20 protein-coding genes are annotated in these 22,526 nt (G+C 58.6%); 9 read left to right on the top strand and 11 right to left on the bottom strand.

The features are described 5' to 3' along the window. Positions 1 to 4 precede the first annotated feature (4 nt). On the top strand, positions 5 to 1,081 hold the full coding sequence (locus tag ABD982_RS00505) for a glutathione S-transferase family protein (RefSeq protein ID WP_345443336.1): 1,077 nt from the start codon (positions 5 to 7) through the stop codon (positions 1,079 to 1,081). Between the two features lie 11 nt (positions 1,082 to 1,092). Here the strand turns inward: ABD982_RS00505 and ABD982_RS00500 are convergent, their stop codons facing one another. Both ABD982_RS00500 and ABD982_RS00495 read right to left on the bottom strand, forming a co-directional pair. After that, entirely contained in the window at positions 1,093 to 3,012 is a 1,920-nt protein-coding gene (locus ABD982_RS00500; protein ID WP_345443333.1) for a hypothetical protein, read from the bottom strand. 2 nt (positions 3,013 to 3,014) lie between these two features. Continuing rightward, complete coding sequence (locus tag ABD982_RS00495; protein WP_345443330.1) at positions 3,015 to 3,557, bottom strand: hypothetical protein; 543 nt, start codon at positions 3,555 to 3,557, stop codon at positions 3,015 to 3,017. Between the two features lie 232 nt (positions 3,558 to 3,789). On the opposite strand from ABD982_RS00495, the gene purB reads away from it, so the two are divergent. Continuing rightward, positions 3,790 to 5,223: an adenylosuccinate lyase gene (purB, locus tag ABD982_RS00490; protein ID WP_251379580.1), complete on the top strand. Its 1,434-nt coding sequence runs from the start codon at positions 3,790 to 3,792 to the stop codon at positions 5,221 to 5,223. Positions 5,224 to 5,226: 3 nt separating this feature from the next. Here purB and ABD982_RS00485 read toward each other — a convergent pair whose 3' ends face one another. The 3 genes from ABD982_RS00485 to ABD982_RS00475 form a co-directional block, all read right to left on the bottom strand. After that, entirely contained in the window at positions 5,227 to 6,162 is a 936-nt protein-coding gene (locus tag ABD982_RS00485; RefSeq protein ID WP_345443325.1) for a hypothetical protein, read from the bottom strand. Positions 6,163 to 6,258: 96 nt separating this feature from the next. Continuing rightward, positions 6,259 to 7,065 (bottom strand): di- and tripeptidase, encoded by an 807-nt coding sequence (locus ABD982_RS00480; RefSeq protein WP_345443322.1) that lies wholly within the window; start codon positions 7,063 to 7,065, stop codon positions 6,259 to 6,261. A 72-nt stretch (positions 7,066 to 7,137) separates the two neighbouring features. Next, positions 7,138 to 8,061: a LysR substrate-binding domain-containing protein gene (locus ABD982_RS00475; protein WP_345443319.1), complete on the bottom strand. Its 924-nt coding sequence runs from the start codon at positions 8,059 to 8,061 to the stop codon at positions 7,138 to 7,140. Between the two features lie 114 nt (positions 8,062 to 8,175). On the opposite strand from ABD982_RS00475, the gene ABD982_RS00470 reads away from it, so the two are divergent. Continuing rightward, complete coding sequence (locus ABD982_RS00470) at positions 8,176 to 9,153, top strand: EamA family transporter (RefSeq protein ID WP_345443316.1); 978 nt, start codon at positions 8,176 to 8,178, stop codon at positions 9,151 to 9,153. Here the strand turns inward: ABD982_RS00470 and ABD982_RS00465 are convergent. The 5 genes from ABD982_RS00465 to ABD982_RS00445 form a co-directional block, all read right to left on the bottom strand. Further along, a complete protein-coding gene (locus tag ABD982_RS00465; RefSeq protein ID WP_345443313.1) occupies positions 9,150 to 9,938 on the bottom strand; it encodes a spermidine synthase in 789 nt (262 codons plus the stop codon). The genes ABD982_RS00470 and ABD982_RS00465 overlap by 4 nt on opposite strands. 87 nt (positions 9,939 to 10,025) lie before the next feature. Continuing rightward, entirely contained in the window at positions 10,026 to 10,355 is a 330-nt protein-coding gene (locus ABD982_RS00460; RefSeq protein WP_345443311.1) for an acylphosphatase, read from the bottom strand. Positions 10,356 to 10,439: 84 nt separating this feature from the next. After that, positions 10,440 to 11,114 (bottom strand): SDR family oxidoreductase, encoded by a 675-nt coding sequence (locus ABD982_RS00455; RefSeq protein ID WP_345443309.1) that lies wholly within the window; start codon positions 11,112 to 11,114, stop codon positions 10,440 to 10,442. A gap of 111 nt (positions 11,115 to 11,225) precedes the next feature. Then, positions 11,226 to 12,041, bottom strand: coding sequence for a nitrilase-related carbon-nitrogen hydrolase (locus ABD982_RS00450; protein ID WP_345443306.1), 816 nt, complete (start codon positions 12,039 to 12,041; stop codon positions 11,226 to 11,228). 71 nt (positions 12,042 to 12,112) lie between these two features. Then, entirely contained in the window at positions 12,113 to 12,832 is a 720-nt protein-coding gene (locus tag ABD982_RS00445) for a DsbA family protein (RefSeq protein ID WP_345443303.1), read from the bottom strand. Between the two features lie 247 nt (positions 12,833 to 13,079). Here ABD982_RS00445 and pta point away from each other — a divergent pair, with 247 nt between their 5' ends. The 6 genes from pta (at position 13,080) to ABD982_RS00415 (ending at position 20,399) form a co-directional block, all read left to right on the top strand. After that, positions 13,080 to 15,191, top strand: a complete 2,112-nt coding sequence (gene pta / locus ABD982_RS00440) for a phosphate acetyltransferase (RefSeq protein ID WP_345443300.1) — start codon at positions 13,080 to 13,082, stop codon at positions 15,189 to 15,191. A gap of 219 nt (positions 15,192 to 15,410) precedes the next feature. After that, a complete protein-coding gene (locus tag ABD982_RS00435) occupies positions 15,411 to 16,550 on the top strand; it encodes an acetate/propionate family kinase (RefSeq protein WP_345443297.1) in 1,140 nt (379 codons plus the stop codon). Between the two features lie 200 nt (positions 16,551 to 16,750). Beyond that, positions 16,751 to 16,966 (top strand): hypothetical protein, encoded by a 216-nt coding sequence (locus ABD982_RS00430; protein ID WP_345443294.1) that lies wholly within the window; start codon positions 16,751 to 16,753, stop codon positions 16,964 to 16,966. Positions 16,967 to 17,192: 226 nt separating this feature from the next. Then, positions 17,193 to 18,596, top strand: a complete 1,404-nt coding sequence (locus tag ABD982_RS00425; RefSeq protein ID WP_345443291.1) for a M48 family metallopeptidase — start codon at positions 17,193 to 17,195, stop codon at positions 18,594 to 18,596. 22 nt (positions 18,597 to 18,618) lie between these two features. Further along, positions 18,619 to 19,581: a bile acid:sodium symporter family protein gene (locus ABD982_RS00420; RefSeq protein ID WP_251379593.1), complete on the top strand. Its 963-nt coding sequence runs from the start codon at positions 18,619 to 18,621 to the stop codon at positions 19,579 to 19,581. A 113-nt stretch (positions 19,582 to 19,694) separates the two neighbouring features. Next, positions 19,695 to 20,399, top strand: coding sequence for a LysE family translocator (locus ABD982_RS00415; RefSeq protein ID WP_345443286.1), 705 nt, complete (start codon positions 19,695 to 19,697; stop codon positions 20,397 to 20,399). Here ABD982_RS00415 and ABD982_RS00410 read toward each other — a convergent pair. After that, positions 20,396 to 22,501, bottom strand: coding sequence for a glycoside hydrolase family 15 protein (locus ABD982_RS00410; RefSeq protein ID WP_345443283.1), 2,106 nt, complete (start codon positions 22,499 to 22,501; stop codon positions 20,396 to 20,398). The two genes, ABD982_RS00415 and ABD982_RS00410, sit on opposite strands and share 4 nt — an antisense overlap. Positions 22,502 to 22,526: the final 25 nt, after the last annotated feature.

Raw genomic sequence — 22,526 nt, 5'->3', positions numbered from 1 at the left:
GTTCATGACAAACCACACCACCGAACACTCCACCCGCGGCGCCTACGTGAACGAGGGTGAGGAGTTCAACCGCGATACCACCTACATCGAGGATCGTATCGTAGCGGATCCAACGGCCTCCACCGACGGCGAGCACCAGCTCTGGGCAGCGGAAGCCGGCACCTACCGCCTGGTCGCCGCCCGCGCTTGCCCCTGGGCAAACCGCGCCCTGATTGTGCGCCGTCTACTTGGTCTTGAAGACGCTATCTCGGTGGGTCTGCCCGGCCCTACCCATGATGCCCGCTCCTGGACCTTTGACCTGGATGAGGGTGGCAAGGACCCGGTACTGGGTATCGAACGTATTCAGGATGCCTACTTCAAGCGCTTCCCCGACTACCCCCGCGGTATCACCGTGCCCGCTATCGTCCATGTGGAAAGTGGCGCGGTGGTCACCAACAACTTCCCTCAAATCACCGAGGACTTCGCCAAGGAATGGGGCGCCTTCCATCGCGAAGGCGCCCCTGACCTCTGGCCTGCTGAGCAAGAAGACGAGATGCGCCAGGTGATGAAGCGCATCTACACCGAGATCAACAACGGGGTCTACCGTTGCGGTTTCGCTGGTTCTCAGGAGGCCTACAATAAGGCCTACCAGCGGCTCTGGGATGCCCTGGATTGGGTGGAAGAGCGCTTGGCAACCCGCCGCTATCTGATGGGTGATCACATCACCGAAGCTGACGTGCGCCTCTTTACCACCCTGGTGCGCTTTGACCCAGTCTACTTCGGTCACTTTAAGTGCAACCGCCAGCCGCTGACCACCATGCCTAACCTCTGGGGCTATGCACGCGACCTCTTCCAGACACCAGGCTTCGGAGATACGGTGGACTTCCAGCAAATCAAAGAGCACTACTACATCGTGCACGAGGATATTAACCCCACCGGCATTGTGCCCGCTGGCCCCCAGTTAGAGAACTGGCTGAGTGACCACGGCCGTGAAGCTCTAGGCGGCTCCCCCTTCAACACGGACGCCGGTGCCACCGCACCCGGGCCGGTCAGGGAGGGCGAGTACGTCACCCCCGGCCACAACCCTCTCTACCCCGCCTAAGTTCACCCGAGCTAAAAGCTAGACCCCGCTCCCACCCCGTGGAGGGCGGGGTTTCTGCCATCTGGGAGAACAGCGGGAGATACCTCAATGGGGTTAGGTGAGTAAGTTTTGATGTTGTCATCTAGCGTGGGCACCGGCGGCTGTTCCTTCCCACCGGGGTTCCAGGTGAGGTCTGGGGGATGAAGTTCAATATCGCCAATTGTGATGTCCTGCAGAGCGCTGTTCAATTTTTCATCAGCAACAACTATCACCTTGTCGTTGAGCCAGTCCACGCCTTCGTCCAGGTTTTGGTAGACCTCGGTGGGGTTGACCGGTTGGGTGAGGTCATCCATGGAGCCAGAAGGACCACGGTTTGCGTCTGGCAGGTCCATTTTCTTCCAGACTGTATTGATGCTGTCTTCTGCCAGGTCGACAGTATCTTTTACCGTCACCGACAGTTTCGACGTCCCATGGGCTACGCCCAGTAAACGTTGCTGATTAAGCTCAACCTCAGTCAGGTCTGAATCTTGACTTGACCCGGCATAGACGGTTGTTTCACCGGCGCGGAAGTCTCCATTGAAGAACTTAGCTAACGCTTCTGACTCACGATTAAAGCTTTCGCTGTTCTGGGCGTTGTGCAGATAGCCCGGGCTGCCATGAGGGTCACCCTCATTCCAATAGTTGAGGGAGTAGTCCTCTGTGGGCTGGTAGTGAGGGTTGGCCCCCTGAGTTTTCGGCACATAGTCCATCTTGTTATCCATACGAATGTGCGCCACCCCGGGCGGTGCAGCGCCCATGTCGCTGACCGGGGAGCCCTGGGTAGCTACCACCTGCACGTTGTAGCGGCTGCTGAACTCTTTATTCTTGGCTAGCGACATAGCTACCACTCCGCCCTGGCTATAGCCATTGAGCATGATGGGGGTAGCCGGGTCGATACCCTCTTCGCGTAGCATTTGGTCTACCAGCTGCATGGCAGCAGAGGACTGGGCCAGTGGAACATCCGGATCATCGAGCAGGGCAGCATTGGCAATGTTTTCGGTCCAGCTAGCCGTACCACCCTCATAGTTTGCCAGCAGGTCAGCCAGCTCGCCATCGGTTCCGGGCAGAGTGATGATGACGCGCTCCTGCCCGGTTTGCTCATCGTAGTGCCGCTGCAGGACGATGTGGTCCCACTCGTTGACGTAGTGTTCACCTCCGTAATGGTCATCTACTGCCTGGTGTGCACCGCTCACCAAGTAATTCATCTGCACAAGGTCAGCGGCCGTTTTGGGGGGCCTATCAAGGCGTAGATTCTCACCCGTTTCTGGGTCAACCCAGGGGTCAATCTCGTGACTAATATCTTCGAATACCCTGAGTCTGCGAACCAGCCCGAAACTCTTTGCGGTATCGTGAAGCTGGTCGGTGGCCACAGAGATACTTGCTCGCCCCACCCCAGTCTGGCGAAAGACATCAAAGCCCTTGAGCGCTAGTGGCACTTTGTTTTCTGAAATCACCTTGACGACCGTGGTGCCGCGTTGAACCACAAGACGTAGACTGCCACCTCGATAACCGAATGCGGAGCCCAGGGACTGAGCTGCAGCGGGGCTTTGGTCAAGCGCGGCTTCATAGCCCTGTAAGACATCGGAAGCAAAAGCCTCAGCTGCCTCATAGTTGGCAGCTGACTGACGCACGGCAGTCGCTAGCCTCTGAGCAGCAGCAGCGAGAGTGACCAACGTAGCGGCACCGACAGTAAGACTGGTGAAGGCAAGAGCCCCCTGGCCGCTGGCATCTAGGGCAGCAAGAACACCGACCTGAAGGGCAACAGGAGCTAGCCGGCGGCCCAAGCTCTCATACCGGTCTGCCAGGGCTGATAACTGCTGGGAGACCGCAGTTAGCTCTGCTGTATTAACGCTGATGATTTGAGTGGCACCGGCAGATACCAGGGAGAAATCCGGTGTTACCGCGATGGGCATAGTTACCTCCCCACCTGCGACAGTGCACCAGCCACCTGGTTCAAGAGGGGGTCAGCTAAGTGGCTCTGCAACTCATTCTGCAGGAGGGTCAAACCGGAGCGGTCGGCATGGGCGATTACATCATCCAGAACACCTTCAACCTGACTCATACCCAGCAGAGCATTATCGATGAGGGCTCCCACCCCGCCCAGGGTGGCGGCCAGGGCATCAAGACTGGCCGCTATACTCTCACCGGCATGTCGGGTGGACGTTGCCGCTGTTTCCAGCTCCCCTTGAAAAGTTGCGTTGGCCACCTGTTCCTGAACCAAAGCGTCCCTAAAAGCTACCGCTGCCTGCGAGCGCCAATTCTCCAGAGAGTAGGCCCTACTTTCGGCAGCAATGCTCTCTAGCTCTTGCACTTCGGTGTCAATATGTGCCCCGAGTGCCCGCGCCCATTCTCGCACTCGCGCCGCTAGCCCACTGGCTGAAGCGCTAGCGGACGCCGCGGCGTCCGAACCCAGCCCGCCGCGGCCCACCGCCGCCATTATGTCTACTGTGCTGGCCATTTGGCTTCTCCTTTCACGCTTCACATGACCCACAGCATAAAAAAGGGAAACCGTCTTGGCACCGTGCCAGCACCCCTGTGGATAAGGCACACTCTCCAGAACAGGCAAGGGGGGCACCCGCGAGAAGAAAAGTGGTGAACCTGTGACGGGATATGACCACCCGGTGCACACAGGCCGATACAGAGAGACGTCAAAGGTGCAGAACCCCTAGTGCCCGTGAGAAACTAGACCTATGTCTCATCGTGATAACTGCACCACACTGCCCAACGGCCGCCACTCACTCACCGGCGCCGGTCTAGCCCTCGGCGCTCTAGATGGCCGATACAAGTCCGCCACCGAAACTCTGGTTGACTACCTCTCAGAAGCCGCACTCAACCGTGACCGCGTGCATGTAGAGGTGGAATGGTTCATCTACCTCTGTGATCACTCTGTCCTGCCCGGCCTATCTCCCCTGACGGACGCCCAGCGCGATGGCCTGCGCGCCATCGTCACCGAATTCACCGAAGAATCTGCCCTTGAACTAGCTGAGATTGAAGCGGTTACCGTTCACGATGTGAAGGCGGTGGAGTACTTCATTGGTCGCCGCCTCGATGCTCTGGGACTTGCCCACCTGACCCCCCTGGTTCATTTTGGGTGCACCAGTGAGGACATCAACAACCTCTCCTACGCCCTGGGCATCAAGGACGCCGTCACCAATGTATGGCTGCCTGCAGCCCGCGGCCTGGTAGAGCAGATTATGAAGCTGGCAGAAGAGGCCCGCGAGGTGCCCATGCTTTCGCGTACCCACGGTCAGCCCGCTACTCCCTCAACCCTGGGCAAGGAACTGGCTGTCTTTGCCTACCGCCTGAACCGCCAGATTAAGCAGGTTGAAAACGCCGAGTTCCTGGGCAAAATCAACGGCGCAACCGGCACCTACTCAGCCCATACTGTGGCTGTACCCGGTGCTGACTGGCAGAGGATTTCAGAAGACTTTGTCACCGGCTTGGGTCTGGACTGGAACCCCCTGACCACCCAAATCGAAAACCACGACTGGCAGGCTGAGCTCTACTCCTCCATCGCCCACTTCAACCAGGTGCTGCATAACCTCTGCACCGACGTGTGGAGCTATATCTCTATCGGTTTCTTCCGTCAAATTCCCGTGGCAGGTGCTACCGGCTCCTCAACCATGCCGCACAAGGTTAACCCCATTCGTTTTGAGAACGCAGAAGCTAACCTTGAGATTTCCAACGGTCTGCTGAATACTCTGGCTTCAACCCTGGTGCAGTCACGCTGGCAGCGCGACCTCACCGACTCGTCCTCCCAGCGCAACATCGGTGTGGCGTTCGGCCACTCGGTACTGGCGATTTCTAACGTAGTCAAGGGCTTGGAACGCCTGGACATCGCCACCGACGTCATTGCCGCTGACCTGGATGAGAACTGGGAAGTTCTGGCTGAGGCCATTCAGATGGTCATGCGCGCCGAAGCTATTGCCGGTGTTGAAGGCATGGAGAACCCCTACGAACGTCTCAAGGACCTAACCCGCGGTCAGCGCGTGGACGCCACCCGTCTCAAGGAATTTGTAGCAGAGCTGGGTCTATCAGATGACGCCGAAAAGCGCCTGAGCGAGCTAACCCCTCACACCTACACCGGTCTAGCAGCCCAGCTCTTGGAGCACGCTAACCGCTAGCGTTTAGCGCCCCATCCGCCCGCGCGCCTTCATATAAGCGCGGGCGGCAAGCCGGGCGCCGATAGCTCCAGGATGATTCTCCGGTAGCTCAATAGGGTCTTGAACCGGTGGAGCTCCCTTCGTCTGTTCTGCACCTTCTGCAAGGATGCCCCCTGGCCCCTGCCCCTCTTCAGCGAGGGTATCTGCGTCGTCGGCGATATCGGAGGCTTTTGCTCGGGAGTCCTTGAGTGCCTCCCGGCTTAAAAACTGGGGAAAGTCTGCCGGTGGCTCCCCCAACTGCTCGGCCAGCTGTTCCACCAGGCTGGCAGCAAAAAGCTTGCGTTCTTTGCTGTTAGTCAGCACAGCGCTACCGGTCTTAGCTAACTGCTCGCCTGCCTTGATGAGCAGGAAAGCTTGAGGGTTACGGGCTGCAAAGACCCCGATAGCACCTAGCAGGCTGAAACTTTGATCCTGCGGGGTGCTCTGCCGGGGTGCATCCAAAGCTGCCAGGAGGTCATTGACTCCCCCGCCCAAAAGCTGCTCCGCGGCGTCCTCAGCATCTGCTACCTGCCTGCCGTGTAAGAGCGCCAGCGCGTGCACGTAGGTCTTAATAACCTGGGCTGAGCCCACATGAGCCGCAGTATTGACCCCTTGTTGAGCGCTCTGCCCCGCACCTGCAATTTTCTGACCGGCACTCCCCAGGTGAGCCGCCGCACGGGTTGCCAGGGCAATCTTGGGGTTGCGGGTGAACCTACCTACCGCACCGGGTGTGAAATGCTCAGCACCTGCACTTACCCCGCCCACCAGGGTAAAGTCTCTGATAAAGACGGCGCTAACCCTGCTCTTCAGTTGCTCCGGGGTGTCATCAGGGTGCCTCAGGCGTAGCTTCTTGAGGCGGCGAACCGCCAGCGGTTGAGGCTGTTGGCCAGCCGGGGGCGTACCGGGAGCAGAGTCAGTCATGGCTTCATTCTAAGACACTAAAAACCCACCCTGCCCGGACCAGGTACTGGCTCAGACAGGGTGGGTGAAGATGAAAGGACGCTGGAGCGTAGCCCTCTAGGCTTCGATCGCGGCGCCGCCCTCGGTGTCAGCCTCAGGGTTCTTGACGCCTTGAGCGGCAGTGTCCACCAGCTTGGGTGCACGGCTGCTATTAAGATCGGCAGGGAAAACTGCGGGCAGGGCTCCGAAAGTTTCGGCAACTGACTTCACCACAGCTCGACCCAGTGCCAGGTTAGCACCGCCGCCGACCACTGCACCGATACCAAAGGGCATAGCGCGACCCAGCAGAGCACCGGACTGGCGGGTAAGGAAGCGCTTGATAAACATGTTACGGATGGTGCGCTCCACACTGAAAATCTTTCCGGAATCCTTAGAGCCCATCATCATGCCCCACTTACGGGAGACACCACCGGCCTTACCGGTGTGCGCGAGCATGGAATTCATGAGCACGGAACCATCCTCACCCAGCATGATCGCCATGACCATGAGACGGGCTTTATCGGGGTCTTCTACGTGCACGCCGTGCAGCTCCGCCATAGACTGAGCGTAAATAGCGGTTCGCTCAAGGTAGCCACCCACAGCCAAGACGGACAGACCCACGGAGGCTGCCGTTCCCAAACCCGGCACGAAAGCTGTGGCACCTACCGCGCCGCCACCAACGGTGACATCACGCAGGTAGGCTTTTTCAAGGCGCTTAGCTAGCTGGTCAGGGGTCTCATGGGGGTATTTCTCCCGCATCTTCTTGAGCCCGGAAAGAATGAGGGGGCGCTGCACCTTCAGCACGGTGTCAACAGCTTTGGTCACAGCGGGCTTGGGCTTGCCATCAGCATCAAAGGCACTGGAGGCATTGAACATATCAAACATACCGCTAGCTTACTGCCCCGGGTCCCGATATGAACAGTCTACTTGGTGTATGTACGCCCAGGGCACAGCATATTAACTCTCCAACTCAAAGTCAGACTCAAGGATGACGTTCTCTCGAGCCGCTGTCTCTAGCGCTTCCTTGCAAGCGATGACGGCGGGGTGGGCGGCATTGCCAGCCCGCACCACCGTATAGAGGGCACGGTGCGGGTTACCCGCAAGTGCCACAGATCGGGTGCCGGGCAGGGCTTCTGCCGGTATCAGTGAAGGTACTAGTGCCAAAGCCAGACCCTCCCGCACCAGGTTGGCCTGGAGCAGGGGATCATTGGTTTCAAACTTTACGATGGGTTCGAAGCCTGCCTCCCGGCAAACATTGCGGCTCCACTGCCCCGCAACCGTATGAGGCGGGTCGAAAGCCCAGGGAGCCTGCGCCAGGTCAGCTAGTCGAGTAGGTAGGCCGGCCAGCGCGCCAGTGACTGGTAAAAGCAGGCGCAAGGCATCTTTCAACAAAGGATTGCGTACCGTACCGGGGTAGGCAGGGGCGGGTAAACCCGGGAATTCCTCCCCAATAATGATGTCAAACTCATGTGCCAAGAGCCCCTCGTATGATTGATGGACCATACGCTGGGAGAGCTCCACATTGATGTGAGGGTAGTTTTCGGCAAGCAAGGTCAGTGCCCGGGGTGCCATACCAATCACCGCAGATTGGAAAGTTGCCAGGCGTAGAGTATGCCCACCTCGGAAGGTTGCCAGCTCAGATTCTGCCTCTTCAAGTCGTGCCAGCACAGCGTCGGTGTGAGCCACTAGCACCAGGGCGGCGGGGGTCAGTTTAACCCCGCGTCCTACCGTTTCTAGGAGCTGAACGCCGGTTTCTTTTTCTAGCACCCCCAACTGCTGAGATATAGCTGAAGGGGAATAGGCCAGGGATTCTGCGACCTTTGCCAGGGTTCCTAGCCGTGACAGTTCGCTAAGCATCCGCAAACGATTGAGGTTGAGCACACTCCACTACCATTCATAAGAAAAAATGATGAGTTTTCATCAAATTCATTCGCTAGACTATCCTATTTTTTCGGTGCATTCTTGAAAGCATGTACCCCCGTATGGAAGGACCCCATGACACAGCATCCCAGAGCCCGCAGCACCTACACCGGTGTTGCCCTGGTCATTGGCTCCGCCCTATCGCTACAGTTCGGGGCGGTCTTCGCCTACCAACTTTTCCCGCAGCTGGGTTCCTGGGGCGTCACCACCCTGCGTCTGGGCGTTGCGGCGCTGGTTCTCACCCTGATGGTGCGCCCCAAGGTAGGCCAGTGGAGTGCCGAGCAGTGGAAGGCTGTAGCACTCTTTGGCGGCTCTATGGCGCTGATGAATGGCACCTTTTATGCCGCTATTGAGCGAATTCCTATCGGACTTGCCGTCACCATCGAGTTTCTGGGGCCGTTGGTTCTTGCCGCTGCGCTCTCCCGCCGCGGTATTGACTTTCTCTGGCTGGGCATCGCCCTCCTAGGCATGGGAGTGCTGGGGTACGAGAGCATCAACAATGCTACCGACTACGACCCCTTAGGGGTGCTCTTTGCCCTGATTGCTGGGCTAGGCTGGGCGCTCTATGTACTCGCCGGCGCCAAAGTGGGGCAGGCGGTTGAAGGTACCGGCGGGCTGGCGGTTGCCATGTCTTTTGCCGCAGTGTTCCTGCTCCCGCTAGGTGCGCCAGGGGCACTAAAAGGTGTTACTGACCCCCATCTACTTCTACTCGCCATCGGCACCGGTCTGCTAGCCTCTCTCATTCCCTACACGCTGGAGCTCATGGCCCTGCGCCGTCTGCCCCGCAACACCTTTAGTATTTTGCTCAGTCTAGAACCAGCTGTAGCCGCGATTGCCGGTTTCCTACTTCTAGGGCAGGTCACCGGGCCAGTGCGCTGGCTAGCCATCGCCCTGCTCATTGCCGCCAGCGTGGGCGTGACCCTTTCCGCCCGCAAAAATCCCGGCCCTAAAGAGGTGCAGCTGGGTGAGGTAGCGCCGGTGACCGCGTCCCTGCCCATGATTGAGGACGCTACCGCCCAGGGCTCGAAACCACATAGGGCCGAGAAGGGTTAGAGTTCGCTCACCCAACCCGCCAGCTCATGAGTGTCCAGCACGGACGCCGGGTGCGGCCCGGCCGCCAGAAGCCGGGCGCGGGTGTCTGCATCCAGCGGTCGTTGTGAACCAACCAGAATCAGGTTGCCTGCATGGTGAGCAGTCAGCATGGAGCTTTCGGTCAGGCACCACACGTGCTCAAAAATCTCTAGCAGGGTGCGTGCCTGGGCGGCGAAGAAGGTTAGCCCGGCATCGTCCCCCACGTTCACTGCCAGCACGCCTTCTTGAGCTAAGGCATCACGCAGGTCAGTGTAAAAGCCGGGTGTAGTGAGGTGCTCGGGAGCGGACCATCCCGAGAAAATATCGAGCACCAACAGGTCTATGCCTTCTGGGGCATTTAGGTAGCCCTTGAGGTAAGGCGCAGCTGCCGCCGCGTCTTCGATAAGGATCTGGCAGTCGGTGCCTACAGGCAGAGGCAGTTGGGAAATGACAAAGCTGGGTAATTCCCGTTCAATATCCACGGCAATTTGGCGGCTCCCAGGGCGGGTCGCCTGCACATAGCGCACCAGAGTTAAGGCACCGGCGCCCAAGTGCGCTGCAGTCATAGGCTGGCCTGCCGGTGCTACCAGATCAGCTAGGTGGCCAATGCGGCGCAGGTACTCATAGAAAATGTGGTCGGGGTTGGCGAGATCCACATGGGACTGTTCAGCGCCCCCTATTTCGAGGATGTACCCCGTCTTGCTGAAACCATCGCGAGCAACGGAAGCAGAAAGCCCCGAAAAGGAGAGCTGGATATTCTTGGTCATAGAATGACCCTACCGTTTTGGGCACTTCTAGTTCCATTTGCCGATAAATAGTAGATATCAAATGGAACGAACGGCGCCCACAACCCGCTAGTAGATGCCGAAGCTCTTGTAGCGCACTTCTGGCTCACCCATCTCAGCCTGCACTTGCTCTACGTGGCCGGCGGTATCGCCCGACTTAAGGGCTGCAAGCAGACTCTCACAGTCCGCTCGGCGGCCCTGGGCGATGATCTCAACAGTTCCGTCATCGAGGTTTTTGGCGTAGCCCACCAACCCCAGAGGCTTTGCCTTACTGGCAACCCACCAGCGGAAACCCACGCCCTGCACCCGACCGTGGACGGTGGCGGTCAACTGCGCTTCAGCAGGTTCAACCGTTTGCTTCGGTGCCCTGCTATCAGAGAGAAAATCAAAGAAACCCATAAGCCCACTCTAGTAATTTGCCCGCATATATAAAAGGGCACCTGCTCTAAGCAGGTGCCCCGATTCACTAGAAAACTTAAGTTTCTACTGTAAGACCAGGCTTTGCGGTGCGGACGCCAGAGCCGCAGCAATATCAGTGGCCCCATCGGTGAAGGGAATTGCCTTCCCCACGGTGCTGTCATCATCAACCGTGACCGCAATAGCGCGAGCGACAGAGGCGCGGGAGGTTTGATGATCACCGGCAGCGACGCCTACACTAATGGGGCCCTCGGGATCCAGGGTGAGGGTACTGGGCCCTAAAATGGTGAAGTCTAGCCCCGAGTTACGCAGGTGCTCATCTGCCTCGGCTTTAGCCTGGGCATAGGGGTAGAAGGAATGTTCCGGGTCAATGCCGTGATCAGCGCCCGCACCGTTATAAGAGACCATGATGTAGCGCTTAATTCCTGCCTGTTTGGCGGCCTCAATAGAACGCACCGCGGCGTCGCGGTCAACGGCATAAGTACGCTCGGGGGTGCCACCGCCGGCACCGGCGCTCCATACCAGAACTTCAGTGCCTAGTCGGCGGTAGAGGTCTGCCTGCTCCTCAATAGAAAGACTCTGAATATCGGCGACCACGGGGGTTGCCCCGGTTGCCTCAATATCTGCCGACTGGTCTTCGCTACGGATTACCGCCTGAACGGTGTGCCCCTTACTCACCAGCATGGGCTCTGCTAGCAGGGCGACCTTACCGTGGCCGCCAATAATCGTTACTTTAGCCATGAGATGCTCCTTTGCTCACCCGCCCCGGTGGCGGGTTTAATCCTAGGCTACGCGGGGTGGCAGGAGCTTTCTAGGGCACTTGGCTTTTAGCTCAATAAGTCCTTGCGTGACCTAGTAGCCCAGCTTCGCGTGCTCTACAACCGGTAGCGTCTTTTTGGCCTGGGCGACCTCACCCACATCTAGCTCAGCAATTAGCACCTCGGGCGCCTCCCCCGCTTGAACCAGGGTTCGGCCGAAGGGGCTCACAACCCGGGAATATCCCACACCCAGCGGCTGAGTGATATCAACGCGCGGGTCGCTCACCGCCGGAGAGGCTTGGTCGGCAGCAAGAATAAACATGTTGGAATCCAGGGCGCGGGCGCTCGTCAAAATCTGCCACTGCTCCACCTTGCCTTCGCCGCCAGCCCAGGAAGCTGACACGATGGTCGCCTGCGCACCGGCACGTGAATAGTCGGCAAAAAGCTTGGGGAAACGCACGTCATAGCAGATGGCAAGGCCAATTTTCACGCCGTCCACGGTAATAAGTTTTAGCTCCTTACCCGCTTTGACCCCGTCTGATTCTTTCACGCCGAAAGCGTCGTAGAGATGCACCTTGGTGTAGACCGTCTCCACGCCATTCTGGTCAAAGGCATAGAGGTTGTTATGCACCCGCAGGTTCCATTCATCTGACAGTTGCACGGGGGCAAAACCGCCGGCGACCACGGTCACGCAGTGCTCCCTCGCCAGGTTGCCCAGGGTCTGGCGGAAGCTGAGCTCATGCTGGGCTGCGTCATCGTACAGGGAGCCGCCAAAACTGACCATGCTTGCCTCGGGAAAGACCACCAGGCGCGCCCCTTTGCTCACCGCAGCCTCGGTGTACTCACGGAGTAAGCGCAGGTTAGCGGAGATATCTTTGGTGGACTGAATCTGGCAGAGGGCAATCTTCATAGTTCCACTTTAGGCAAGAAAGAAGCGTATTCAAAGGGTCAATGACTGGTACAGCGGGGCAGAAAACGTTTTTAGAGGTTAGCTGCCTTCTTAAACGCGGCCACCATAGCCTCCACTGAGGTGGAGGACTCCACCCCTGCCACTACCTGACCATCGACCACGAATTGAGGCGTGCCAGTCACTCCCGCTGTCTTACCTTCTTCATACTCACTTTGAATCAGGTCGAACTGGTCATCGCGGTTCAGGTCAGCACCAAATTGTTCCTGATCAAGCCCCAGTTCCTCTGCGTAACCGGTGAATGCCTCCACCAGACTCTCAGAAGTGGTGAGTTCTTTCCACTCACTCTGGTGCTTGTAAATATGGTCCGCCATTTTCTGGTGGGCGCCCTGTAGTTCTGCTGCCTGAACTGCTTGTGCAGCGGGAACGGCGTTATCGTGCATGGGCAACGGGAAGTGCTTGACGGTCACGTTCATGGTGCCTTCAAGCTCCCCCGCCACCTGCGCGTAAGTGGGATCGGCCTTGGCGCAGTAAGGGCACTCTAGGTCAGTAAAAAGAGTGACGGTGGGGGCACCTTCGGTAACTTTGTTGAGGTGATAGCCGTCCTGAGTGCGCACGCCGGTTTCGGTTTCGCTCAGAAATTCCTGATTGCTCGAGGACGCAGGGGCGCTAGAAACGGTGGCGCTAGGAGTTACTGGTGAGTTAGCGTTGTCAGCCGCTCCACCGCAGGCGTTGAGCGCTAATAGCGCGATAACGGGCAGGGCAAGAGAACGGGCACAAGCGGACAGTTTCACAGGTAGGCTCCTTGAAATGAGTAACACTTGACCACCACCTTACCCTCACCGAGGAGGGGCGGGAGATGACAGACTGTCAGCGTGCATCACTGCAGCGAGCACACATGAGATGTCACACAAACACACGGCGTATAGCCCTTAAAACTCACCTCAAGGAATAAACTCGAAGGTAAGGCAAAGCGCCCCCTTCGCGCCCGCACCGAGCCTGACGCGAGGGCCCAACCCGCCACAAGGAATATAGACACTGATGACCAACGGCATATACATCTCAGCGATGACACAGGGCTCCGGCAAGTCCCTCATCGCACTTGGCCTCTTCGATTCTCTCGTCAAAGAAACCGACCGTGTGGGCTTCTTCCGCCCCGTTTTCGCCGGTGAAATCGAATCACACGACCCTATGATCCGACTGCTACGCGCCAAATACGAGCTGACCGAGGACCAGGCCCGCGGCGGTGTCTCACTAGATCGCTGCCGCGAATTGCTGGCAGAAGGCAACCATGAGGAAATGTCTTCTATTGCCGTATCGGTATATTCCCAAATGGCAGCGCACTGCGACGTGATTATCGTAGACGGCACCGATCTGCTCTCCCACAACGCAGCCACCGTTGAGTTTGACCTCAACGCCCAGTTCTCCCGCGACCTCGGCCTGCCCGTTATCGCGGTGGTTGGCGCTCAGGAAGCATCCGTGTCTGATGCCGTGAACGCCATCGACGTTGCCCGCACCGAACTGCACAACGCCAAAGTCGATGTGCTCGCCATGATGGTTAACCGTTGCCGCCCTGAGCTGCGCGATGAAATCGCAAAGAACGTCAAGCGCGGCCCCTCCAACCGACCCGTCTACGTTCTGCCCGAACTGCCCGAAATGGCGCTGCCCACCGTGGCAGAGGTTGTGCACAACCTTGGTCTGAACGGCGAAGGTATGAGCGCTGACTTCCTGGACCGCGACATCCACGACATCAAAATTGCGGCTATGACCGTCTCTAACTTCCTCTCCCAGTTCACCGACGGCGACTTCGTCATCGTGCCCGGGGACCGCTCAGACATCATGGTGGCCACCCTGGCATCTGCCCTGGCGCCCAGCTTCCCCGCACCGTCTGGCATGCTACTGACCGGCGGCCTGACCAACGAACTAGGCAGCAACACCGCCATCGGCCAGCTGGTCGAAAAAGCACCCTTCCCCGTCTTCTCCACCCAGCTGGATACCTTCAAGGCAGGGCGCGCGGTCTCCCAGGTACGCGGCCAGCTAGCCCTCGCACAACCCCGTAAAATCGCAGCCGCCCTAGGCGAATGGTTCCGCAACGTGGACGAAAAGGAGCTCTTCGAGCGTCTAGAACTTGAACGCCCCGCCACCATGACCCCCCTGCGCTTCCTGCATAACCTCATCGAAAAGGCACGCAGCGACCGCCGCTCCATCGTCCTGCCCGAAGGCTACGACCCCCGCATCCTACGCGCCGCGTCCATCATCGTGCGCCGCGACTTCTGCGACCTCGTCATCATCGGTAACCCCCAGCAAATCGCTGAAATCTGCCAGCGCGAATCCATTGACCTGCCCGTAGCGGACGGGAACAAGCGCGGCGTCACCATCATCGACATCGATAACAACGAATACTTCGATGACTTTGCCGCCACCTACGCTGAACTGCGCGCCCACAAAGGAATGACTCTTGAAGGCGCCCGCAACCGCATGATGGATCCCTCCTACTTCGGCACCATGATGGTTCACAAGGGCATCGTGGACGGCATGGTCTCCGGCGCAGCAAACACCACCGCCAACACCATCCGCCCCTCCCTGGAATTCGTTAAGACCCGCCCCGGCGTCAAGGTCGTCTCCTCCGTTTTCCTCATGCTCATGGAAGACCGCGTGCTGGTCTTCGGTGACTGCGCAGTCAACCCCAACCCCAACGCTGAGCAGCTAGCTGACATCGCTATCGCCTCCGCTGAAACTGCCCGCCAGTTCGGTGTAGACCCCAAGGTCGCCATGCTCTCCTACTCCACCGGCACCTCCGGCGCCGGCGCAGACGTCGAGGTAGTAGTCGAAGCGACCGAGAAGCTCCGCGAGTCCAACCCCGACTTCGCCTTCGAAGGCCCCATCCAGTTCGACGCGGCATCCAACATGTCCATCGCCTCATCCAAGCTGCCCGACTCTGAGGTCGCAGGTAAAGCAACCGTCTTCATCTTCCCCGACCTCAACACCGGCAACAACACCTACAAGGCTGTCCAGCAGACCTCCGGCGCAGTTGCAGTTGGCCCCGTCCTGCAGGGCCTGCGCAAGCCCGTGAACGACCTGTCCCGCGGCTGCACCGTTGATGACATCATCAACACCGTAGCTATCACCGCGATCCAGGCACAGACCCTGTAATTCAGGCTCCGCAAGGATGCGGGCTGGCTGACCAGGTACGGCGGCATGCACGCGCCTTCGCCAGCTGACCCTCTCACGGGTTCGCTAGCGCTCACGCGTGATTCACGCCAGCCCCGAGCCATCTGGCTCCAGGCGCGTGCATACCTGCCACCTAGCAAAAGTACGCCCGGTCGGCTGCCCCCCATAAAGACTTTTCAACTATTAGAAGGAAAACACTTCATGCTCGTTCTCGTTATCAACTGCGGTTCATCCTCAGTCAAATACCAGGTGCGCGACACCGCAGCTACCGGCGAAGATGCCCAGGTCATTGCTAAGGGCCTGATCGAAAACATCGGTGGGGCTGAGATTCCCACTCACACCGAAGCTCTGCACATTATGGCTGAGGCACTGGTTGAGCCCCTGCACGGCAAGACCATCGACGCTATCGGCCACCGCGTGGTGCACGGCGGCGAGATTTTCTCTGAGCCCGTGATCATTACCGAGGACGTCATCACCAAGATTGATGAGCTCTCACCGCTGGCTCCCCTGCACAACCCCGCCCACGTGCTGGGTATCCGTGCAGCGCAGGAAACCTACCCCGGTGTTCCCATGGTCGCTGTCTTTGACACCGCTTTCCACGGCACCATGCCCGCACATGCTTACCGCTACGCTGTTCCCGAGGATTTCTACGAGCAGTACGGTGTTCGCCGCTACGGTTTCCACGGCACCAGCCACGACTACGTGACCGGCATTGCCGCTGACTTCCTGGGCGTAGAGCGCAGCGAGTTCAACGGCGTCATTGCTCACCTGGGTAACGGTGCTTCAATCACAGCTATCGAAAAGGGCGCCTGCATCGACACCTCCATGGGCTACACCCCCCTGGCTGGTCTGATTATGGGCACCCGCTCCGGTGACATTGACCCCTCAGCACTGACCTCTGTGATGATTCAGAACCCCGAAATCACCGCTGAGAAGATGGACACCATCCTTAACAAGCAGTCCGGTCTACTGGCTATCGCCGGTAACAACGACATGCGCGAAGTTGTTGAGGCGATGGAGGGCGGCGACGAGCGCGCCAAGCTGGCATTGGACATGACCTCCTACCGGCTGGCTAAGTACATCGGTGGCTACCATGTAGCTGTTGGCGGTATGCAGGCGCTGGTATTCACCGCAGGTATCGGTGAAAATTCCTCACAGTTCCGCGAGCTGGCGATCTCCCGCCTGGGAGCCCTGGGCATCAAGCTGGATGCTGAGGCCAACCTGGTGCGCGGCGACGAGCCCCGCGTTATCTCCACCAAGGATTCCGCTATCCCCGTTCTGGTTGTTCCCACCAACGAGGAAAAGGCTATCGCTGAGGCAACCGAGGCGCTGACCAAGTAGTCTTCTGCCACTAGCCCGTCTGCCCGCGTCCCTTTCTGTAGGGACGCGGGCAGACTACTTTGAAGGGTGGGCAAGCATGGTACTAAACCTCTTGTAGTGGCTAGGCGGGAGGGGTAGAGTCAAACTACCTCTTCGTTTATAGGTGCTGCCAGCAAAGACGCTGGTCAAGGCACCAAAAACCTGGCAGGAAAGGTGACGCCATGAAACTGAAAATGCTGGCTACTGCAACCATAGTAATGGGGCTAGCAACCGTCATCAGTAGCCTCTGGTCTTTCTTTCACCCGGAAGAATTTGGTAGCTCTCTCGGTACTACTTTGCTTGGGTTCACAATGGTTCTCCTCGTTGCTACTACGGCGATCTCCAGTCGCCAGCATCAGCAGAAAAGCATCACCGACTCCCTCGATATTACTGCTTAGGAGCACCCATGTTTCAGATCAGCCCCCTAGAACTCCTGGTTCTTGCCGTCTGCATCGTCCTACTCTTCTTACTCTTTTCTTCCCGCTTTAAGCGCAAGTAACCCAGCACAGTAGTTGTGAGCGCCCCGCCGTCCTTTCTTGTTCTGCCCGCCACCTAACTCGCGCCCCCTCCCCGCTTTCTTGCTAGTGTTATACAGGAACTACAGGTCTAACCAGCGAGAGACACATGAGCGAAACACCCTACGGCATCGAACCGCCCCAGCAGCAGACGGCTCAGCACCCCGGCACCCCGCTGCCTCATGACCTCTCGCGCGGTTGGCTACCAGAAGATACCCGCCAGCGTCCCATCTCACCGCTGCCGGAGCCCAAGCTCTTTGGCTTCCAATCCCTGCTGCCCTTCAGATTCCTCAACGCCATCCGTCACCCCGCTGAAGTGCCGCTAGTGGCTATGGCCTATGCCCTGACCTTCATGGTCTACATCGGCGGCGCCATCTTTTTAACTGTGCAGTTCATGCGCTTCATTCTGGAACCAGACTTCTTCTGGACCCCCAGCAACCTGGTACTACAGCTCATCGTGATTGCCCTCTACCTGCCCATCATCGTCTTCTTTGTGCGCGCCATGAACTACGCGCAGATGCGCATCCAGGGTGTGCGTATGTCGCCCACCCAGTTCCCCGAGGGCTACCAAATGGTGGTCGAAGCCGCCCACGCCGCTGGTCTGCGCCGTGTGCCGGACGCCTACGTGGTGGCAGGTAACGGCGTCATCAACGCTTTTGCCTCCGGGCACGGGCACCGCCGCTTCATCGTTATCTACTCAGACCTCTTTGAAATCGGTGGGGAGGCACGCAACCCCGAGGCTCTACGCTTCATCATTGGGCACGAAGTGGGCCATATCGCCGCTGGCCACGTCAGCTATTTCCGCCTGATTTTCACTTCCTTCTTTACACAGATTCCCTTCCTAGGCACACTGCTTTCCCGCACCCAGGAATACACCGCCGATAACTTTGGCTACCGTTTCTGCCCCGAAGGCGCCGAAACCACCACCTCCGTGCTTGCCGCCGGTAAGTACCTGATGAACGACGTGAACTTTCATGAGCTCGCCAACCGCGCCGTCTACGAGAGGGGCTTCTTCACCTGGCTGGCTAACCTCAATACCACCCACCCGCCGGTTACCTGGCGTGCCCACGCCCTGCGCGACCGTACCAAGCCCGGCCGCCTGGTCTGGCGTCCCAAGAACAACCCGGTTTACCCCCTCTCTGCCGTGCCCGCCGCCGAACCGGCAGCCGTCTGGCCAGATCCGTTGCAGGCCAGCGACTTTATGCTCACCTACCCCGAGCGCGAAGACAACCAGCACTGGGGTTCAGTACAGACCGTCTACCGCGAGCCTGCCCAGTACCGCGACCGCGCCGTGGGCGACATGCTCTACGCCGGTTGGGTGCCCCCGCAATTCCGCGGCGATATGCCCGGCAGCTTGGGTGACCCGGTGCGCGGGGCTGCAACACCAGCCGGCACTGAATCGCAGGCAGACCCTGAAGCTTCCAGCTCGGACGCACCCCAGCGTCCTGCCCCAGAAACCCCGGACGAACCCGGCAACTCAGAGGGCACAACTGGCCCTCAGAACCCCGCTTAAACCGGGGCTCGTGAAACCTAGAATGACCCTGAAAAACTTGCTGGCCCGCCGCCCGGATCCGCTGATTATGCTGATTATTGTGGCGGTTATCCTGGCGATCCTTCTACCAGCCCGCGGCGACTTTGCCGAGGGCTTCAGTCTGGCCACAAAAATAGCTATTGCCCTGCTCTTCTTCCTCTACGGTGCCCGCCTTTCGCCCACCGAAGCGTTGCAGGGCCTCAAACACTGGAAGTTGCACAGCACTATTCTGGGCTTCACGTACCTGGTCTTCCCCCTCTTGGGTTTAGCGCTCTACCCTCTGACCTATGTGTTGGGCCAGGAGCTCTACCTGGGTCTACTTTTCATGTGCCTGGTGCCTTCCACCGTGCAGTCATCGGTGGCTTTCACCTCGCTTGCACGCGGTAACGTCGCCGGGGCTATCGTCAGCGCCAGTGCCTCTAATATCGCCGGTATTCTGCTCACCCCCCTGCTGGTGATGTTGCTGATGCGTAATGGTGACCTAGTCATTTCTGGTAGCGCCTTCCTGGATATTTCTATTCAGCTTCTCCTGCCCTTCCTCATCGGCCAGCTACTGCGCCGTTGGGTGGGTGGGATTGCTAAAAACAAACTCACCAAAAACGTTGACCGACTCTCTATTGGCATGGTGGTCTATTCCGCTTTTTCAGCGGGCATTGTGGACGGCGTGTGGTCCCGCATCGGCATCTGGCAGTTGGTTGTCCTGGTGATTCTGTCCCTGCTCATTGTGGAGTTCATGCTTTGGTTCAGCGGCTTTGTATCTAATAAGCTGGGCTTTAGCTACGGTGATCGGGTGGCAGTTCAGTTCTGTGGTTCCAAAAAATCACTGGCAACCGGGGTCCCCATGGCAGCGGTCATCTTCGGTGGTGGCGCAGTTGGCGCCATTATTTTACCGCTGATGGTTTTCCACCAGGTACAGCTGATGATTTGTGCCGCCCGCGCCGCCAAGTGGGCACGTCAAGCACCCTAGACCCCAGGCCGGTCAGAGCTCAAGCCGGCTACTATCGGCACACCTAGAACACCCCCGTCCTACATCCCAAAACTTTCTTGCACGTAGTAAAACTGCCTTGGTAGCGTGTGCCCATGACTCTTAGCCAGGCGCTGATTGGTTTTGCGGGTATCGCTTTTCTGATCACCATTATTCCCGCCACTGATACCGCCCTGGTGCTGCGCTCCCTCGTAGCCCGGGGCAGAACCGCTGCCTTTGCCTGCATTCTAGGTATCACCGCTGGCCTGCTCATTTGGGGCATAGCGGCAGCCACCGGCCTGGCGGTGCTCATGGCAACGGCCCCGGGCGTCTTTGATGCCATCACCCTGGCAGGCGGTGCCTACCTCATCTATCTGGGCGTACGTTTTCTGCTCAATCTGCGCCACTGGGGATCAGTGACCGCTCTCAAAACGCAGGACGCCGCCCTAGCCATTTTGCCAACCCCCGAGACTCCCGGGGGAAAATTTGATTCAGCAAGCAACCCTAACGCAGGGGTCTACCGAGACTTTTTAGCGGGCTTTATAGCCAACATTCTCAACCCAAAAATCGCGGTTTTCTACATTGCCACGGTGCCACCTTTTATGGTTGCTACCGTGCCCCCACTGCTGATGGGCACCTACCTGGCGCTCATCCACGGTGGTATCAACGTCGCCTGGTTCGCGGTCATCGTCGCCCTGGCGTCCCTGTCTATGAAGTGGCTCTTGCACCCACGCGCCACCCTAGTAATTGACGGAGTGGCAGGCACCGTGCTGGTGATTTTTGGTGTAACTATCCTCTGGGAAGCTGCCCTTAGTCTCTAAAGACCCAGCGCCTCAACCACACGAATCAAAGAAATATGAGCAAGAGCCTGCGGGAAGTTACCGGTCAGACGCTCATGGGCAAAGTCGTACTCCGAACTCATCAAGCCCAGGTCATTGGCGCAGTCCAGCACCAGGTTCAGCAGGGCGCGGCCGTCTGCCTCACGTCCTGAACGAATGTACTGCTCAGCCAGCCACAGGGTGGAGATGAAGTGGGGGTTATCCTGCCCCTCAAAGCCGTCGTGCGAATCGGAGTTGTCATAGCGGTAAATCATGCCCGAAACATGTTGGATGGTTTCCTCGATACGCTTGACGGTCGCCAGCATCCGCGCGTCATCCCAAGCAACCAGCCCAATTTGGGGTAGCTGCAGCAGGGAAGCGTCCACGCTAGAACCACCGTAGGTTGAGACAAAGCAACCCAAAGCTTCGTTGTAACCGCGGGTCAGAATGTCCTCAGCTACGGTGTCACGGCAGGCTTCCCAGGTGGCGGCATCGCCGTCCATGCCGTAATCACGGACCGCTGACACACCAGCATCAAAGGCAGCCCAAAGCATCGCCTGAGAGTGGGTATAGGTGGAAGGTTCACCGTAGATTTCCCACATCGACCGGTCAGTTTCACCGATACGCTCAGTGGCCGCGTTCAGCAATGCCTTCTGGATGGGCCAGGACAGGTGATCTTCAGCCACACCCTGCTCACGCAGGTTCGCAAAGGTCACCAGCACCTGCCCCAGGGCATCCCCTTGGAACTGGTCACCAGAACCGTTACCCGAACGAACCGGCTGTGAGCCCTCATAGCCGGGGAGCGCCAGGCGGCGTTCCATATCGTCCTTCTCGCCCGCCAGCCCGTAGACCGCGTGAATCTGACGCGGGTTATTGGCAAGGGCGCGCAGAATCCAGTTGCGCAGCTGCGCGGTTTCACGTTCGTGCCCGTGGGTTAGGGTGACGTCCATAGCCATGGCGACGTCGCGTAGCCAGGTGAAGCGGAAGTCGTGATTACGTTTACCGCCGATGACCTCAGGCAGAGAGGTGGTCGCTGAGGCAACCAGCGCACCGGTCTCCCGTGAAATCAGAGCACGCAACACCAGCAGTGAGCGTAGACGAGCTTCGCGGTAGCGGGCGTCTGCCTCTTCGCGGTGGGACTCTTCTGTAGGCACGGCAAGTGGCGTGGCAGCGGTCTGCGCTAGTTCTCGGTAGGTTTCTTCGTCGACCTCTAGCGAACTGGTGTTGGACCCGCTTTCAAGCAGAATAGAGGAGGTTTTGAGGCTCTCGGTAGCATCCTCTTGAAACTCGGGCACCGAACGCACCGCAGATATTTCTTCTGGGTTGGCTGTATCAGCGCCGGTCATATCAGCACCGGTCATATCAGCGCCCGCCGTATCAGCACCAGTGGCCTGAGGCTCAGTTTCTTCTTCTGGAGCGGTATAAAGATCAGACCACTCACTCCACTGATCCTGGGTGTAGGTCAGTGCCGTGGCGTAATCGACCGGTGCCGGCGGATTGTGGTTAGAGGCAAAGTAAGACAGCGCAAAAGTATAGCTCTGACCTGCTGAAACGGTGAAGGTTTCCGCCTTGGATTCAGGGTCACCCTCAGGCACACTATCACCGCGGAAAACCAACGCGTGGGGGCCAGCCATACCCACCAGCATGGCTGCATCCGGATCTGGTGAACCATCTGAGCTGGTGCCTTCATAGCGGGTCACCCAGGGCACGGTCTTGCCGTAGTCAAAGCGCATGGCTAGCTCGTGGTATATGGTGACCTCACCGGTGAGGCCCTCAACATTACGGACGATGGTGGTACCGCCAGAAAGAGGCATAAACTCGGTGACGCGCACACTGGCGTCCCCCACAAACCAGACGGTCTGCAGAATGAAAGTGTTTTCGCGGTAGGAGCGCTCAGTACGCACCTCTTCTACCGGAGCTGGGTTCACCGATTCGAGGGGAGCCAGGAGCCAGCGCCCGTGCTCACGCTCGCCCAGCAGAGCTGCAAAGACCGCGCGGGAGTCAAAGCGCGGAGCGCAGAACCAGTCGATAGAACCAGCCCGTGAGACCAGAGCACCGGTGTTCATATCTGAAAGTAGAGCATAATCCTCGATGAATGAAGCCATGCCACCCAGTCTAACAGGGGGCTTA

It is taken from the genome of Rothia endophytica (assembly GCF_039543885.1).
Taxonomy (GTDB): Bacteria; Actinomycetota; Actinomycetes; order Actinomycetales; family Micrococcaceae; genus Rothia; species Rothia endophytica.
The sequence above is the reverse complement of the archived record's forward strand: the minus strand, read 5'-3'. Positions and strand labels throughout refer to the sequence as shown.

Coding starts and splice junctions, on each gene's coding strand:
- pta (WP_345443300.1), top strand. CDS start 13,080: ATGACCAACGGCATATACATCTCAGCGATGACACAGGGCTCCGGCAAG.
- ABD982_RS00410 (WP_345443283.1), bottom strand. CDS start 22,501: ATGGCTTCATTCATCGAGGATTATGCTCTACTTTCAGATATGAACACC.
- ABD982_RS00425 (WP_345443291.1), top strand. CDS start 17,193: ATGAGCGAAACACCCTACGGCATCGAACCGCCCCAGCAGCAGACGGCT.
- ABD982_RS00485 (WP_345443325.1), bottom strand. CDS start 6,162: ATGACTGACTCTGCTCCCGGTACGCCCCCGGCTGGCCAACAGCCTCAA.
- ABD982_RS00465 (WP_345443313.1), bottom strand. CDS start 9,938: ATGACCAAGAATATCCAGCTCTCCTTTTCGGGGCTTTCTGCTTCCGTT.
- ABD982_RS00435 (WP_345443297.1), top strand. CDS start 15,411: ATGCTCGTTCTCGTTATCAACTGCGGTTCATCCTCAGTCAAATACCAG.
- ABD982_RS00500 (WP_345443333.1), bottom strand. CDS start 3,012: ATGCCCATCGCGGTAACACCGGATTTCTCCCTGGTATCTGCCGGTGCC.
- ABD982_RS00415 (WP_345443286.1), top strand. CDS start 19,695: ATGACTCTTAGCCAGGCGCTGATTGGTTTTGCGGGTATCGCTTTTCTG.
- ABD982_RS00470 (WP_345443316.1), top strand. CDS start 8,176: ATGACACAGCATCCCAGAGCCCGCAGCACCTACACCGGTGTTGCCCTG.
- purB (WP_251379580.1), top strand. CDS start 3,790: ATGTCTCATCGTGATAACTGCACCACACTGCCCAACGGCCGCCACTCA.
- ABD982_RS00505 (WP_345443336.1), top strand. CDS start 5: ATGACAAACCACACCACCGAACACTCCACCCGCGGCGCCTACGTGAAC.
- ABD982_RS00460 (WP_345443311.1), bottom strand. CDS start 10,355: ATGGGTTTCTTTGATTTTCTCTCTGATAGCAGGGCACCGAAGCAAACG.
- ABD982_RS00480 (WP_345443322.1), bottom strand. CDS start 7,065: ATGTTTGATATGTTCAATGCCTCCAGTGCCTTTGATGCTGATGGCAAG.
- ABD982_RS00495 (WP_345443330.1), bottom strand. CDS start 3,557: ATGGCCAGCACAGTAGACATAATGGCGGCGGTGGGCCGCGGCGGGCTG.
- ABD982_RS00455 (WP_345443309.1), bottom strand. CDS start 11,114: ATGGCTAAAGTAACGATTATTGGCGGCCACGGTAAGGTCGCCCTGCTA.
- ABD982_RS00450 (WP_345443306.1), bottom strand. CDS start 12,041: ATGAAGATTGCCCTCTGCCAGATTCAGTCCACCAAAGATATCTCCGCT.
- ABD982_RS00430 (WP_345443294.1), top strand. CDS start 16,751: ATGAAACTGAAAATGCTGGCTACTGCAACCATAGTAATGGGGCTAGCA.
- ABD982_RS00420 (WP_251379593.1), top strand. CDS start 18,619: ATGACCCTGAAAAACTTGCTGGCCCGCCGCCCGGATCCGCTGATTATG.